Genomic DNA, 16499 nt, shown 5'->3' with positions numbered 1-16499 from the left:
GAGTCAGAAGTAGGCAATGGTTAATATGTGCTCATGTTTATCGATCTTTTAACAAAGAGTGATGCAATTACTATAACATCGTGACCTCCCTCGACATTACATCTGCAAGCAGATTTTGGAAAGCATTCCCGCTTTATTTGCGCTATGAGACGCTCATAGCTATCGTGAATATGGTAATACATGATTTTGATGTAGTGTTGGCACGAATATTGGGAATTAGCTTTCAACATAAAATCCTGCTGAAAGTCAGGATGGTTGATGTAAGTACGTAAATACCGCTCTACCGTTTGCCACTGATAAACGGGCGTTATTGTTTGTGCCTGTCTTGCTTCAAAACATAATAAAACACAAAAACGGCCATTTCTTATATAAGAATTCTTAATATTCGTGCCAAGAATGCATCAAAATCATGTATTACCATATTCACGATAGCTATGAGCGTCTCATAGCGCAAATAAAGCGGGAATGCTTTCCAAAATCTGCTTGCAGATGTAATGTCGAGGGAGGTCACGATGTTAAATGAATGTTATGTTCGGCTTCACTATAACAAGGTTGTGATTACATCTTTTAAGGAAAAGATTTTCGCTATATGCATTAAACTTGAGTCTCGGTTAATGTATACAGACCAGGGTCTTACGTGTAAAACCTTCGCCCTTAACTCATAACGACAGCTATGAATCTTGATAGATTTCTTTATGGTAACGTCCCCGACAGGAATCGAACCTGTAACTAGCCCTTAGGAGGGGCTTATTATATCCGTTTAACTACGGAGACACACTAGACAATAAACTATTATAGCCTATTTAGCTACAAAAGTAAGTATATGATGACGACTTTGCTTAATTCCTGATCAAACAAGTGGCGCGGTCAGTTTTTTGAAGAAAAGTCTCGCTTTATTGTGAGTGAGTCATACAATAGAATCAGAAGCTTTGTTCGATTCCTAAAACATAGGTATCTATATCTTTATTATGTTACTATTTTATAGTAAAATTATTTTGCGATTTTATAAGGTGTCTCTCGTGACAGCAATGTTTCCCTTATTTGTACGATAAATACTATATTTACGGTAAAGTTTTTATTAAAATAATTTGTTGTTCTTTAATCTGAAGCGGCCGCTTCTATCAGAGGTTGTACACCATGACAACGATTTTTCATTTACGACAATGGAAACAGAAAAAACACAAATTCGCTTCTATTACCGCTTACGATGCTGCATTTTCCCGACTGTTCGATGAACAGGGAATTCAGGTGATGCTGGTAGGCGATTCCCTAGGTATGAGCACCCAGGGTCGTAACTCGACGCTGCCTGTCACTATGCAAGATATGGTTTATCATACCCTCTGCGTGCGCCGCGGCGCACCCTCGTGCCTCTTACTGACTGATCTGCCATTCATGAGTTACGCGACGCCATCGCAGGCTTTTGATAATGCAGCAGCGCTAATGCGCGCGGGCGCCAATATGGTTAAGCTTGAAGGCGGTGCGTGGCTGGCTGATACTGTTAGCGCTCTGATAGAGCGGGGAGTGCCAGTCTGCGGTCATCTTGGTTTGACTCCGCAATCGGTGAATATCTTCGGCGGCTATAAAATTCAAGGACGCAATGCGGTTGGTGCAGACCAGCTATTGACCGACGCGAAAGTTCTGGAACAGGCAGGCATCCAGTTGTTGGTACTGGAATGCGTACCGGCCACGCTGGCAGGACTCGTGACACATGAGCTAAACATTCCGGTTATCGGTATTGGCGCCGGTGCTATGACTGATGGCCAGATCTTGGTCATGCAGGATGTACTCGGTATTACCGGTAATAGCGCCCCCTCTTTCGCTAAAGATTTTTTGGCAGCAGGCGGGGATATTGCTACTGCCGTACGCCTCTACGTCCAAGAGGTGGAAACTGGACAGTTTCCTGCGTCTGAACATAGCTTTAATTACGAAGGAGACTCCCGTGCTGATTATCAAAACGCCACCAACGCTACGTCAGAAGATCAAACAGTGGCGTCAGGAACATAAACGCATTGCCCTAATCCCGACCATGGGCAATTTGCATGAAGCGCATATGGCGCTGATTGACGCAGGGCGTGCTCTAGCAGATAAAATTGTAGTCAGTGTATTCGTCAATCCAATGCAGTTCGATCGGCCGGAAGATCTGGCGGCCTATCCTTGTACGCTACGAGCAGACTGTGAACGACTCATAAGGCGCGGCGTAGACATGGTGTTCGCGCCTGCGACGTCGGCAGTTTACCCAGACGGTCTCTCAAACCAGACTGTCGTTGATGTACTCCGTTTCGCCAATGTTCTGGAAGGTAAGAGCCGACCGGGCCATTTTCGCGGTGTCGCTACTATTGTCAGCAAGCTTTTTAATCTGGTTCAGCCGGACGTGGCTTGCTTCGGCGAGAAGGACTTTCAGCAACTCGCGCTTATTCACCACTTGGTACGTGACATGAGCTATGACATCGACATTATTAGCATACCGACAATGCGCGACGCTGATGGGTTGGCGCTTAGTTCTCGTAACAGTTATATGAGCGCTGAAGAACGCTATCGGGCGCCACAGTTTAATCAGGTGCTCATGCGACTAGTAGCGCAGTTGCGCGAAGGTGAACACCACATCAATTCATTGTTGACCTCTGCGGAAAAAGAATTGTATCAAATCGGCTTCAGGCCAGACACGCTAGTCATTCTCGACGCGCGGACTCTAAAGCCTCTGACGGCCGATAGTCGGCGAGTGGTGGTGCTATTCACCGCCTGGCTTGGTAAGGTTCGGTTGCTTGATAACGCTTATTTCATAAGGCAAATGAAATAGTAAGCGAAACATACTCAGCTGATTTAAACGTATCTACAGTAAACGGCTTGCACCTAATCAGGATCGATGCATTAAAAGCTTGTTGGTTAGCATAAAATCATCTATTACTATCAGTAATAGCTGAGTTGCTACCACGACAATGGAAAACTGCATCTGACTGTTAATATGCCTTTCATTATGGTTATTATTACTTAAGTAATAGTCGTTCTGTATTTTCTCAAGGAATTAAATGCAAACTATTTTTTTAGAAGACTGAGAGCATGGTAATAATCTAAAATACAGATTGTAATACCACCACGGAAATATAGAAAGCATGATCGATAGTTCGATAGAATCCCTGCATTTAGAACCATCTAGGTCATATTGACGGTATGATGTTGTTTAGTTTAAGCCCTCCATAGGGAAAATTTCACTTCGTACAGGCGTAGAGTTACACTCCCGATACCGAATGATCATTATTGTATTGCGTTCTATCTACTACAATAAAGGCAGATCACATCAATCTTTATCACATCATGGCAGGATAACAGACAGTGCAAGTCAGGCAACGCCAGGAGAGCGACACTAACGGGGAGCTTAATAACAAGTTTATACCAACGATGATGAAGTGAAGTATATAATAAACTGGAATACCTTATGGTCCTTCATTTAACGCCTGATGGAATTGTACTGACGGAATTCAATGTGATGGATGAAATTCGCCTTATGCTGTGACGCTATTTGGGCGTATTAACAACGTACAGACTATGGTTGGCAGAGGGATTTTTACGCCGGCACTGGCCGGCGCGCTAATAGTGCGTTTGGTAATTCGTGTCGATAGCACCCTACTCAATGGTAGTCAGGTGAAATTTGTTGGTACGGTGCTACCGTTGTTAGCGATCATGTGGATGTAAGATGTGGACTGGTTAGCACAAGCGGGGATTGGTTTTTGCCCCTATCTGTAATACCATTTCGGTAGCAGAGTATGTCCTTTGCGTTACTCTGGCGGTGCAGCGAGACGGTTTCTCTCTACGCGACAAAACCTTCGGTATTGTGAATGCTGAAAATATCGGCGGCTGTCTACTACAACGACGCCTCCGTACGCACTTTACTGTACGATCCGCCGCTGGCGGAGACCGGCGCTCAGGTAACTGGAAACTGTTGGAAACGCTAGTGGCTGAGGCGAATGAGCTGACGCTCCATACGCCTTTCATGCGTGCTGGCTGACTGCTAGCTGCATCAAGTAGATAAAGCTTTATTGGTGGCTATTTCGGCCGGCCGTATTATCATCAACGATTGCCGAGGCGCGGTAGTGGATACCGTCGCATTACTGCGGGCACTAAAGGCGGTAAATCGCTAAGTGTTGTGCTGGACGTCTGGGAGGCAGAGCCAGCGCTGTCGTTGCCGCTGCTAGCCGCGTTGATATTGGAATCGTCCAATCGCCGATATACTCTGGAAGGCAAGTCATGCGGTATAACGCAGATTTTTGATGCCTACAGCGCTTATATCGGCAATGATAAGCGCGCGCCTAGCGCAACTATTGCCTCCACCGGAGGTGGAGCGTATCCGTTTGCTGGGAGCAATTGATGAAGAAGCGCTGCGTCTATTGGTACATCTAGTCTATATGTTCGGCGAGATAAAATGTAGTTACGCTGCATAACTGGACTGCATGGTAGTCGATCGCTTGCGCAAAAATTATTGTCAGCGCAGAGAATGGTCGTTACTGTGCGTGTAAACCGACAACAGCATTGGCGCGGATGTACTGCAACAGTTAGAGTTCCAGACTCGGCCGTTCACAAGCAATAAAAACAAAAAGCTTTTGCTTGTCTAGCAAGTGCAACTTCGGCGAAACGGTGTCATCAGCATGTAGGCCCTGGTGTTGTATGTTTTGTAGCCTTCGTTCATCAACTGCCTGGCAGTTGATGTTAGCGGCTTGTGTACTCTGACGAACGTGCTTGGCGTGAATAATGACGCACTTTTCGATTACCGTAACTGCAACATGATTGAGGTAGCAGATATTCTGAGGTCGGTGGTGGATAATACTAGCTTTAGCGTCACCCCGATATCGGTGTTTACCTCAGAGAACTTAACAGCCAAAACCAGCGCATAATGACACTATAAACGATGCCTCTCTTTCGGCGCGATGTAGCATTGCCGGTAACAGATAATGACGGAACGATGAAGCTAGTGTTTGGGATTGAATATGATGGTAGCGCTTATTACGGCTGGCAGCGTCAGAAAGAACTTGCGAGCGTACAAGCGTGCCTAGAACATGCAATATCAACTGTCGCTGATGAAACTGTCTCGATTTATGGCGCCGGCCGTACCGACGCCGGTGTGCATGCCACGGGGCAGGTCGTTCATTTCGAAACCCGATCTCGGCGATCATATGCCGCTTGGGCGCTCGGTGTTAATGCCAATCTGCCGGCTGATATTGCCGTGCGTTGGGTAACGTCAGTGCCGGACGATTTTCATGCACGTTTCAGCGCGACTGCTAGGCGTTACCGTTATATTATTTATAATCATCCCCTGCGCTCGGCGCTACTCAGTCGCGGGTTAACCTATTGTTATTACCCGATCGATGCACCGGCGATGGCGCGTGCAGGCCAGTGTTTATTAGGCGAAAACGATTTCACATCTTTTCGTTCTTTGCAGTGCCAATCGACTAGCCCTTGGCGTAACGTGCACTATCTGCACGTTACGCGTCAGGGATACTATGTCGTGATCGATATCAAAGCTAATGCTTTTATGCATCATATGGTTCGTAATATTGTAGGCAGTCTACTAATAGTAGGATCTGGAAACCAGTCAGAAAATTGGGTCTCCGACTTGCTAGCATACCGAGACCGAACACAGGCTGGCCCCACCGCCCGTGCAGAGGGGCTGTACTTAGTTGGGATAGATTATCCGTCGCGTTTCATCTTGCCCACGTCGTCGTCGGGGCCATTATGTTTTTAAGATTAAACGTTTATTCTTATCGATTAGCGTTGTGATTACATCGATTCGTCGGCACTGACTTATATATTACAATGGCTAATAGACTGAGAGAGTGCCGTGCTTGTTCAATCATTAAAGCAGTAGCCATTAAGGCCTGCGATCTTATAGGTTAGTATTGTGTTATCCGGTAATCGGAACTTATATCATCCTGATGTCGTTTATCAAAGGAATACTACATCAATACTTGCAGCAGTACGGTATAAGTACGGAATTCCTGCTGGTCACGACGCAATGAGGCGGCGAAAAGTCAAAACTATGACTATCGGAAGCTTTGAGCGTATCTATTAACTCTGATCTCAATATGCTCTATGTTCAGTGAATAGATGATGTCCTGAAATTTGGTGTCAAGCGATACAATGCCTCTGGCTTGTATCAGAATGTCGATATCCGGTGGAGAATGCAATCTGGTGAAACCGCACTTGCAGTGCAGGATGAATAGTTGGGAGAACATTTGAACTGACAGGAAGCAACGATACTATGTCATAAATTACCCTATAACACACCATTTTCCATGTTAAGGAGCTTTCTGTTAAGCTTGCTTTCGGCCGTTGCGTGCCATAAAAGCTAATCCATAGATAAAGGAAATTCAATGGCTGAAATTGCAAAACGCACCGGCATAGGCGCGCTAATGCTGATGGTATTTCCGCTACTGCTCTGGGCTAGCGGCTGGAAGTGGCGGGCGGAAAATAATTACCGCTGGCTAAAAGAGTGGTATTGGATAACGCAAACCGTTACATCTACATGTGGAGCTTTGGCTAGCGCGCTGCTGATAAGCTTGTTTCTCTGGTGCTTGCGTTATCGTCTTAAGTCAGCTTTGAGGTTGGTGGTGATTTTAACCGCGATCTTACTTATCGGGCAAAGCATAAAATCTTTCATCAAAGAACAGGTGCAAACACTTAGACCCTACGTAATATGGATGGAAAAACATTATGCGATCGACGTTAAAGTGTTTTCCGCAATGCCACAAAAAGATCGGAGCGTGACGATGAAACGGAAGCTGAAAGAGCAGCAGATGATTCCGCCCTGGCTGCAAAAGCATTGGGGGAATGAAACTTATTTTTCGTTTCCTTCTGGTCACACGATATTTGCCGCCAGTTGGGCGTTGTTGGCTGTGGGATTACTTTGGTCACGTCAGTATATAATCCCCACTGTAGTACTGATGGTTTGGGCTAACGGTGTGATGGTCAGCCGAATGGTGCTCGGTATGCATTGGCCGTTGGATATAGTCATGAGTATCGCCGTTAGTTGGTTAGTAATAATCCTCGGGTGCTGGTTGGTGCAGCGTTGGATAGGCACGCTAACACCGGAAGAAAGGACGAATATCGGATCTTACAGTTAAAGAGGACCAAGCGTTCCTTGCACTCGACCTGCAAAGAGAAAGTACCGCCGAGGTTGGGTTTTCCCTTCAGCGCCCCTATAGTATCTATATTCAGCGTGCGCAAGATATTCACCGCCGCAACAAAGTATTCCGTCGGAGGACCTGTCATTTCTCACAGGGAAAGGGGCATTGTTTTCATTGATGTCAGATGCAATAAACGTCTAAAACATACAACTAACACGATTTGCAGGAAATCATGTGAAATATGTTCTGATAATTTTACTAGTGTTAGTGATTTTTATTACCTAAGTTGCCTTTGGTGCGCACAATAATCAAGTGATGACTTTCAACTATTTTCTTGTGCAAAGTCATATGTCGACCTTATTCACTTCATTATTCGCTGCTAGCCCTGTCATCGGCTTGGTCACCTATGGCTTATCCAAGCTACGCCTGCGCGTTCTACTAATGCGGACTGAACGCAAGGTGAAACAATTGGACACGACGACCATCACGCAACAGCAGGAATTTCTGCTGTTGCGCCTAAGGAATAACGTATTATGTTAGAATTGCTGTTTTTGTTGCTGCCAGTAGCTGTCGTCTATGGCTGGCATATGGGGCGCAAAGACGTGCAGCAAGATAAACAGCAGGCAGAAAATCGTCTTTCTAGAGAGAAAGACGCCGGAGCAAATTTTCTATTATCTAATCAGCAGGATGAGACGGTGAATCTTTTCCTTGACAAGGAGGACAGCAACACATTTGAAGCACATCTGACGCTATCCAATCTGTTCCGTGCCCGAGGAGAAGTCGATCGCGCTATCCGCATCCACCAGGCATTAATGGAAAGCACGTCGTTAACCCTAAAACAGCGGTTATTAGCCATTCAACAACTGGGTCGTGATTATATGGCAGCCGGTTTTTACGATCGCGCTGAAGATATGTTTACCCAATTAGTGAACGAAGATGATTTCCGGGTGAGCGCATTGAATCTGCTTTTGCAAATCCATCAGGCAACCAGCGAATGGTCGAAGGCGATAGACGTTACGGAAAAACTGGTTAAACTCGGTAAAGAGCACCACCGACTGGAAATAGCACATTTTTACTGTGAGCTGGCCCTACAGGCAATAGGTAGTGACGATATGGATCGTGCCATTGCGCTGCTGCAAAAAGGATTGGCTGCTGACAAAAACAGCGCGCGGGTGTCTATTATGCTCGCTAGAATCTACATGGTGAAGCGAAATTATGCAGGCGCGGTCAGAGAACTTACACAGGTCTTGAGTCAAGATCGTGAAATGGTCAGCGAAACGCTGCCGATGCTGCAGGAATGTTATCAAATGTTGGATCAACCTGCACAATGGGTGAAATTTCTCAAACTCTGCGTAGAAGAAAATGTCGGCTCGACAGCAGAGCTGTTGTTAACTGATATTATTGAGCGCGAACAGGGGTCGGAGATCGCTCAGTGCTATATCAACCAGCAGTTGCGCCAACATCCGACAATGCGTATGTTTCACCGGCTGATAAATTTTCATCTTATCGAGGTGGAAGACGGTCGCGCTAAAGAAAGTCTGCAGACACTACGCGATATGGTCGGTGAACAGATCCATACCAAACCTCGTTACCGCTGTCAGAAATGCGGTTTTACCTCCCATAGCCTGTATTGGCGTTGTCCGTCGTGTAAATCCTGGGCTTCTGTCAAACCCATACGCGGTCTAGACGGCCAGTAATTCTGGTAGTGTAAATCTTCATTAGTGTCAAATGGTGTTGCCCTGTCTCAATCCTAACAGGGCTGAGCTAACTGACTGCCAACTAGAGAGGTCTCATGACGCGTTATCTTCTCCTGCCCGAAACAAGCTATTTAGCCTGTGATTGTATCGCTGGCTTATGTTGACTGGCTAGCGTTTACCGACCGTGTGAAACCTCCAAGTGCCGGCTGAAAATCGGCAAATGTCTACCCAAGCTGGACCGGCGCTGATGCGCGACCTACCAGCACTATGGTTTCACAATTTTCTAGACTTTAAGTTTCACGATCTCCTCTATAGGTAAGCCAAAGCGGTCAGCGCGGCAGCAGAACTCGTGGTAAGATGATTAATGTCATACCCATCGGGGGTTAACGTATGATGGAAGCGGCGAGGGAAGCGCTGAAACTGTTTATATCTGACGCGCCTGCGCTCATCACAGTCACAGTACTCGCTAGTATGAACGATGAGGATCTTCTGGGATAAACATTACCGGCGGACCATGATGTATGTATCTGACCATACTGGCGGTATGTTCTTCCTTGGAAACTGCGCATCTGAAAACCTCGTAGTGACGTCGAGTATCCACCTCGCCAGTAGCGAGGCAAGGGATCAGTGACGGGTGATGACACCGTTACAGATAAGCACGCAGGTGCAGACTTATATGTTGATCTGAAATCCGATTGCCCAAGTCACCGATCCTGCTGCCGCACTGGCGGTGAGGATGAAACACACCTTTGACACGGGTGTCAAAGGTGTGTTTTGCTTATCAGCTTTGATTGAGAAATTGAGATGTCCCAGTCGCTTGCTATTGAACTATTGAACTAAAATAAAAAATACGATATTAAATTAAGCTTTCGATGGCCGAATGAGATATCGAACGTCATCGGTCTTAGTATAAATAAAGGATATGCTGTTTGCATTTTTAATAAATTTGACTTACGACTGGATTGTATAGAAAAAATCTAAGGATGTAGTTCTACACTTAACTTCAGAACGGAATATCGTCATCAAAGTCTATTGGCGGCTCCTGGCTGATCGCCGGAGCGTTGTTCTGTGTGCAGCGAGACGCTAATTCATGACTACCGATGAATTGTGAATTATGATTGTGATGTTGCTGAGGCTGGCCCCATCCGCTCTGCTGGCTTCTACTGGACACCGCGACGTCCTGACGTCTTCCAAGCATTTGCATGGTACCGCCTATATTGACCACAATTTCGGTAGTGTAACGGTCGTGACCGCTTTGGTCTTGCCATTTGCGGGTTTGCAACGATCCTTCGATGTATACTTGAGACCCTTTACGCACATATTCACCTGCTACCTCGGCTAGCTTGCCAAATAGTACCACGCGGTGCCATTCCGTTTTCTCCTTAATTTCGCCGGTCTGCTTGTCACGCCAGCTTTCTGACGTGGCTAGCGTCATGTTGGTTACCGCACCACCATTAGGCATATGGCGAACTTCTGGGTCCTGGCCAAGGTTGCCGATTAAAATCACTTTATTAACGCCTCTGCTAGCCATGAGGGTCTCCTGATAAGATGAACGGCTAAGTTTAATTGTTCAAGTCTACTATTAGTAACGCTTAAAGAACAAGTTTTACAACTTGGACTAATCATCTTAAAGCTTGTGCAGCAGATTGCTTCAATCAATACTAGATGTATATTAGTTTATCGTCTCCCCCTGTACGATTTTGTTAACTACAAAGACAATTGCTTATGTTGTATCGCTTTTCGCCTATCTCCGTCATTAATGGAAAATCGGATATGAAGCATATTAACATTTTGTCAAAAATATGACTCTCTCATGTTACTCATTATAATATCACATAAAGAGATTTGAATGAAATTAGTTAATAAAAACGTAGGAAAAGCGTCGAGTATAATCACCTATTTTCATATTTCGGAGCAGCATAATTGTCGAATCGTGACCACTGTCCGTTAAAGGTTAGTCTCACGGTGCCAATGGGACCGTTTCGCTGCTTACCGAGAATAATTTCAGCAATACCTTTCATATCGCTATTCTCGTGATAGACCTCATCACGGTAGATAAATATAATCAGATCAGCGTCTTGCTCGATAGAACCGGACTCGCGCAGATCGGAGTTGACGGGACGTTTGTCGGCTCGTTGTTCTAGGCTACGGTTTAATTGGGACAACGCCACCATTGGCACCTGCAGTTCTTTAGCCAACGCCTTTAGCGAACGAGAAATTTCTGCTATTTCCAGCGTGCGGTTGTCAGATAGCGACGGCACTCGCATCAGTTGAAGATAGTCTATCATAATCAGACTCAAACCATTATGTTCGCGGAATACCCGTCGTGCGCGAGAGCGCACGTCTGTCGGGGTTAGACTCGATGAGTCATCGATATACATGTTGCGTTTTTCCAAAAGAATCCCTATGGTGCTGGATATCCGCGCCCAATCCTCATCGTCCAGCTGACCGGTACGAATCCGAGTTTGATCGACACGTGAAAGCGACGCTAACATACGCATCATAATCTGTTCGCTAGGCATCTCTAGGCTGAAAATAAGTACTGGTTTAGCCTCTGTCATCGCGGCGTTTTCGCACAGGTTCATAGCGAAGGTCGTTTTCCCCATGGAGGGGCGTGCGGCTACGATGATCAAATCCGACTTTTGCAGTCCGGCAGTTTTTTTATCGAGATCGAGATAACCACTAGATACGCCGGTCACGCCGTCATGCGGCTTCTGATAAAGCTGTTCAATGCGTGCCACTGTATCCTCAAGAACACGGTCGATGCTCTTTGGGCCTTCATCCTTGCTGGCATGATTTTCTGCTATCTGGAATACTCGCGACTCCGCCAGATCAAGCAAAGCTTCACTACTTCGTCCCTGAGGATCATAACCAGCATCTGCGATCTCATGAGCAACACTTATCATTTCTCGTATTACAGCCCGTTCGCGCACAATATCGGCATAAGCGGAAATATTAGCGGCACTAGGGGTGTTTTTTGATAGCTCAGCCAGATAGGCGAATCCGCCGACCGCATTTAGTTTCCCTTTTTGTTCCAGAGATTCCGAAAGCGTGATCAGATCAATAGGTTTATTCAGCTCCAATAAACGCTGCATCTCACCGAAGATAAGGCGATGGGGGCGATTAAAAAAATCATTGCCAGTTACCCGTTCGGCAACATTATCCCAACGTTCGTTATCCAACATCAAACCGCCCAACACCGACTGCTCTGCTTCCAGCGAATGAGGCGGCATCTTCAAGCCTTCAGCTTGGCGATCTCTGGCAAAATTTTCGTTATTAAACGGATTTTTTTCTGACATGCAAGAATACTTTACCTATCTAAAAGTCCGTCAAGATCCTATGTGCTTTGCAAACTACGCAGCAGGCTTATGATTATTAAAATATTTCAAGAGAACGTAATAAACGTATTTAGCCATTTTCGAGAAATGAAGGAGTTATTAAGTGACAATTTACTTGATCGCAGGTTTTGAGATATCAGCGCCGTTTTCACTCAATTCGCACTAATACCAGTGTTGGTGCTAGTGCGGTGATTTCTATACCTTAAGCGCAGCCAGGATCATCCCCTGCGCGATTTTCTGTAAAGTCTGTACTTATCACGCTACTAGATAGTATTGTAAGCGCGAGGCCGCGCACAGACGATTGATGCTCTCTCGACTCTGATAGAGAAGCTCAATGGCTGAGATATCCTTTCCATTCCCGATAATTTCCGCTCTTACTACTTGGTAGGTTTTCCCATAAAACTGGGCTGCCTAGTTACGCTTAGCGTTTCACGCAGCGCTTGACGAAAAGGATGTCCCACTGAGCATATGCGTGAAGAGGAATTCGTAATGTTACTGTTTCTTATTGTCATCATTGATGTAGACTCTTATTCTTAATTTTTTCTTTTTACCTTTTGTCCTATGAAACACCACGACATATCCTGAATACTAGTATAATTATGCAATATTTTACAACCAAGACGTTTGATATTGGTATGTAAATTCAAATTATACCGCTATACCAGTTGAGTATTTTGTTCACTCTCTGACACTTAAGTCAGAGAAAACCTTATAAATAGATTATGCATTAATTATCAAAACATAAGTAAAATCTTGTTTTAAGCTTACATTCTATAATGGTCTTTCATAAGATACACGGTGATTTTTTATAATCTATCTGTAAGTCATAATAGCCCCTAATGGTGCAGTTATGATTTGCTCTAAAATAGAGAAGGCATGGTTTGATGTATGTAATGAGCCGTTGATTATTCCATGCTTATAATTGAATCAGGTAATGCGCCTTTGTATATATTTTAGAGCAAGAAATTCATAGACACTACAGAAATGATTAATACTGTTAGTAATTATGCATATTCATTTATAAGGTCTTCTTTAACTTAAAAGTCGGAGAGTGAACAAAATACTCAGCGGATAAAGATCCATATTAAATATTTTGTTCATGTCCATGCGCTATGATTAGTAAAAACCTGTAGCAAGCACAGGCCGTGATCCGGCACTTAGCGTATAATAAACGCGATACAAATTTCTTAACCACTACAAAAAGCTATTCAACGCTTCAGATAGTTCTTGCTTGCAATATTACCGAACTGAGACGCTATAAATCGAGAGTCGAATTTTTGTGATTTTGTGCGTCAATTGTCTCTTCTCCGATGTCGCCCTGTTCGGATAGTGCGAGTGGCCAGCCGCCAAGACGTTTCCAACGATTAACTAATTCACAGAATAGTATTGTGGTACGTTCTGTATCATACAACGCAGAATGTGCTTCACCTTTGTCAAAGGCGATACCGGTCGCGGCGCAAGCTTTGGCCAATACAGTCTGTCCAAGCACCAGGCCACTTAGTGCCGCAGTGTCAAAAGTAACGAAAGGATGGAAAGGATTACGCTTTAAACCAACGCGTGAGGCTGCAGCCATTAGGAAACCATGATCGAAGGCGGCGTTGTGAGCAACGATAATGGCGCGGTTGCAATCTTGATCTTTAATCCCCTGACGTACCATTTTAAAAATTTCATGCAGAGCCTCATACTCACTAACTGCGCCACGGAGCGGATTATGCGGATCTATACCGTTAAAGGACAACGCTTCCGGCTGCAGCAGCGCGCCGGGAAAAGGATCGACGTGAAAATGCCGAGTAGAGTCAGCCTGCAACCAGCCACTGTTATCCATCTTTAAGGTTACAGCAGCAATTTCCAACAGAGCATCAGTCGCAGCGTTAAAGCCTGCGGTTTCTACATCAATAACAACAGGATAAAAGCCGCGAAAGCGGGCTCGGAGAGTAGTTAAATCGTCTTGCGCAGCCATGCCTATTCTTGGGTTCATCAAATTTATTAACTATTATGGCAAATTTTGGCACGTCTTGCATGTGGAGTTGTGCAGTCGGGACGGAAAAACAGACGTGAACTCTTGGGTGCCGGCCGTTCTGACTAAGCTACCAAGTTGTTAAACTTACCATGCAAGTACCATGTGCTATGATATCGAATACAGAGGTTAGCTTATTGCCGTTGAAATCAGTAGACACTAATCTGATTAGTTTTGCTTATATGCTTTTTATAGCAAGCCGGTTTTTTAGACACGCGATCAGAGCGATCACTGAATCGTTCGGCGTCGGCACGCGGAAATATATGCCAATCAATTTACGGCTTAGTTCGGGATTAGCTTAATTGCGAATCATAACTTTGTCAGCCCATGGAGGAGGAGACGTGCCGAGAATGTAAGAGTAATTCCGAAGTTGTCATTGACAATGTCAACCACTAAAACCAGACAGTTGGTGCTAAAAAAGGAGCTCATAAGCGTTATGGTTAACACTCATGACAAATATCGGCGTATTATTTGCGATGGACATCTATTTTTTAACGCCAGCAGTAACGTCTGCAAAATACCGATGATTTCAGCAACGCTCCATTTCAGATTAACCGATAGTACAACGTTGTCGTTCTGTTCCTCCGCAGTGCGACTATTTTAGAGTCATGTGTCCAATCAGCTTTTTAATAATTGCATAAAAAAGTGATTTATAACTGACGAAACTTTGCACCGCGCCAAGCGGAATTGTGTCAATTTTTGCGACAAGTTAGCACTGTCTGAATCAGACGGCCAAAAAAAAGTTTTGGTGCTTCACATAGTTGGCCTGTGCAATGCGCTAGGCTTCGGATGAAGCAATCAGCATTGGTAATACGGAATCACTTATCCTGTGCCATAAGTGGTGTTTCGCGTCAGCGTTCTGCAAGAGCGCTACCAGCAGTGGCGTATGAAAAGATTTGTCTGTTTGCGTGTCTTTAGGACCAAGCCGTCAGCAATGGCAACGAACGCTGCTCGGTAGCGTTATCACCTGCGCTAGCGTCAGCCCATATAGTTGCGCTGCTTCAGGATATGTTGCGCACTACATCGACGACAAAGGGATGTTCCACCTGCGGAATCAAGTCAGTCACCAGCAACAAACGAATTTACAATAATTTGATCGCAACTTTTCCTTGAAATTACCGTTGGACGCCGGAAAGGCATTGTGCCATGCCAAGCTGTTGTAATTGTCAGGTGCGCTTTGTTGTTATCATTATTGTGTTGTTATACTATTAAACCAATCGAATTCAGGTCAGTAAAGCATTTTGCTCGATTTAATGAGGAACATTTGTCGCATGCCTGCTTTAACTCATGCCACTGAACTTTTAGTCCGGCATCAAGATACACTTTCAAATAAACGGGTCGTGATTGCAGGTGACTTACAGGATTTTCTACCTATCCGCCTCGAGGCAAGAAGTGTTAAAGTGCATACTACCTGGTATCATCATTACCAAATTCTGGTGAACACGCTTGGAGAACAGGCGGTACAATTCAGCTCAGTGGCTGACACCGAGCTGGTCGGCGGGTGCGATACGCTTATCTATTACTGGCCGAAAAACAAGCTAGAAGCGCTGTTTCAATTAACTAATCTGTTGTCGCTGCTACCGTTGGGCTGTGATGTGTATGTGGTAGGGGGAAATCGCAGCGGCGTGTATAGCGCCGAACCTATGCTGTCAGTTTGGTGTCCTCTGGTTAAAATCGACAGCGCTCGGCGATGCAAGTTGTATCAAGGCAAGCTTGTTCAGCAACCCTGTTTCAATGTCGAGGCGTTTTGGCAATCTTACCAACATGAAGATGTAGTGATCAAAACTTTACCTGGCGTTTTCAGCCGTGACGGACTAGATGATGGTAGTCAATTGCTATTGTCCACGTTTAATCAGCCGCTTCACGGTCATGTGGCTAACATCGGATGCGGCGTCGGCGTTTTGTCAGCTGTTCTTGCGAAAGAAGCGGCAGGAGTACAACTAACGCTCAGTGATGCCTATGCGCCAGCGTTGGCGGCCAGCCGCGCTACCTTATTAGCCAATGGGCTGCAAGGGAAGGTACTAGCTGGCGATGTGTACTCTTCTATCAGTGGTCACTTCGATATGATTATTTCAAACCCGCCGTTTCATGATGGCATACAAATTAATTTGCAGGCAGCTGAAATGCTGATTCGCGGCGCGCTTAACCATCTGCGGATCTATGGCGAATTGCGTATTGTAGCTAATGCTTTTCTACCTTATGCGCATCTGCTCAATGCTGTATTCGGCAATTATCAGGTGCTGGCGCAAAACGGCCGCTTCAAAGTGTATCAGGCTATCCATTGCGTAAAACACAGCTGCGTTAAATGCCGTTATTAATACAGGCGATAGCA

General features: G+C 45.2%; 9 protein-coding genes, 1 tRNA gene and 2 pseudogenes. 8 read left to right on the top strand and 4 right to left on the bottom strand.

The features are described from left to right. Nucleotides 1-702: 702 nt before the first annotated feature. Nucleotides 703-774: transfer RNA gene (locus A4A68_RS01505), tRNA-Arg, on the bottom strand. A 363-nt stretch (nucleotides 775-1137) separates the two neighbouring features. Between A4A68_RS01505 and panB the strand changes: the two are divergent. From panB to lapB, 7 genes and pseudogenes are all read left to right on the top strand, one after another. Then, nucleotides 1138-1923, top strand: a pseudogene (gene panB / locus A4A68_RS01500) (3-methyl-2-oxobutanoate hydroxymethyltransferase); the annotation flags it as partial. Between the two features lie 16 nt (nucleotides 1924-1939). Beyond that, entirely contained in the window at nucleotides 1940-2797 is an 858-nt protein-coding gene (gene panC, locus A4A68_RS01495) for a pantoate--beta-alanine ligase (protein WP_067565780.1), read from the top strand. Between the two features lie 710 nt (nucleotides 2798-3507). After that, nucleotides 3508-4511, top strand: a pseudogene (locus tag A4A68_RS01490) (DUF3410 domain-containing protein). A gap of 389 nt (nucleotides 4512-4900) precedes the next feature. Next, nucleotides 4901-5734 (top strand): tRNA pseudouridine(38-40) synthase TruA, encoded by an 834-nt coding sequence (gene truA, locus A4A68_RS01485; RefSeq protein WP_067565777.1) that lies wholly within the window; start codon nucleotides 4901-4903, stop codon nucleotides 5732-5734. Between the two features lie 628 nt (nucleotides 5735-6362). Continuing rightward, nucleotides 6363-7112 carry a phosphatidylglycerophosphatase B gene (gene pgpB / locus A4A68_RS01480; protein WP_067565774.1) on the top strand — a complete coding sequence of 250 codons (750 nt, stop codon included), beginning with the start codon at nucleotides 6363-6365 and terminating at the stop codon, nucleotides 7110-7112. Nucleotides 7113-7463: 351 nt separating this feature from the next. After that, a complete protein-coding gene (locus A4A68_RS03680) occupies nucleotides 7464-7655 on the top strand; it encodes a hypothetical protein (RefSeq protein WP_231938064.1) in 192 nt (63 codons plus the stop codon). After that, the gene (gene lapB / locus A4A68_RS01470; protein WP_067565771.1) at nucleotides 7649-8812 is read left to right on the top strand and encodes a lipopolysaccharide assembly protein LapB; all 1164 of its coding nucleotides are present in this window, start codon (nucleotides 7649-7651) and stop codon (nucleotides 8810-8812) included. The genes A4A68_RS03680 and lapB overlap by 7 nt, the downstream gene beginning before the upstream one ends. A 1003-nt stretch (nucleotides 8813-9815) precedes the next feature. On the opposite strand, the gene A4A68_RS01460 is transcribed toward lapB, so the two are convergent. The 3 genes from A4A68_RS01460 to rnt all read right to left on the bottom strand — a co-directional run bounded on the left by A4A68_RS01460 (nucleotide 9816) and on the right by rnt (nucleotide 14110). Continuing rightward, nucleotides 9816-10343, bottom strand: a complete 528-nt coding sequence (locus A4A68_RS01460; RefSeq protein WP_067565768.1) for a single-stranded DNA-binding protein — start codon at nucleotides 10341-10343, stop codon at nucleotides 9816-9818. A gap of 361 nt (nucleotides 10344-10704) precedes the next feature. Next, nucleotides 10705-12111: a replicative DNA helicase gene (dnaB, locus tag A4A68_RS01455; RefSeq protein ID WP_067565765.1), complete on the bottom strand. Its 1407-nt coding sequence runs from the start codon at nucleotides 12109-12111 to the stop codon at nucleotides 10705-10707. Nucleotides 12112-13405: 1294 nt separating this feature from the next. Next, nucleotides 13406-14110: a ribonuclease T gene (gene rnt / locus A4A68_RS01450; RefSeq protein WP_067565762.1), complete on the bottom strand. Its 705-nt coding sequence runs from the start codon at nucleotides 14108-14110 to the stop codon at nucleotides 13406-13408. Between the two features lie 1328 nt (nucleotides 14111-15438). Here rnt and rsmC point away from each other — a divergent pair. Further along, nucleotides 15439-16485, top strand: coding sequence for a 16S rRNA (guanine(1207)-N(2))-methyltransferase RsmC (gene rsmC, locus A4A68_RS01445; RefSeq protein WP_067565759.1), 1047 nt, complete (start codon nucleotides 15439-15441; stop codon nucleotides 16483-16485). Nucleotides 16486-16499: the final 14 nt, after the last annotated feature.

This window comes from Candidatus Doolittlea endobia (genome assembly GCF_900039485.1).
Classification (GTDB): Bacteria; Pseudomonadota; Gammaproteobacteria; order Enterobacterales; family Enterobacteriaceae; genus Doolittlea; species Doolittlea endobia.
Note: the sequence above shows the minus strand (reverse complement) of the source record. Positions and strands in the feature narration are given on the sequence as shown.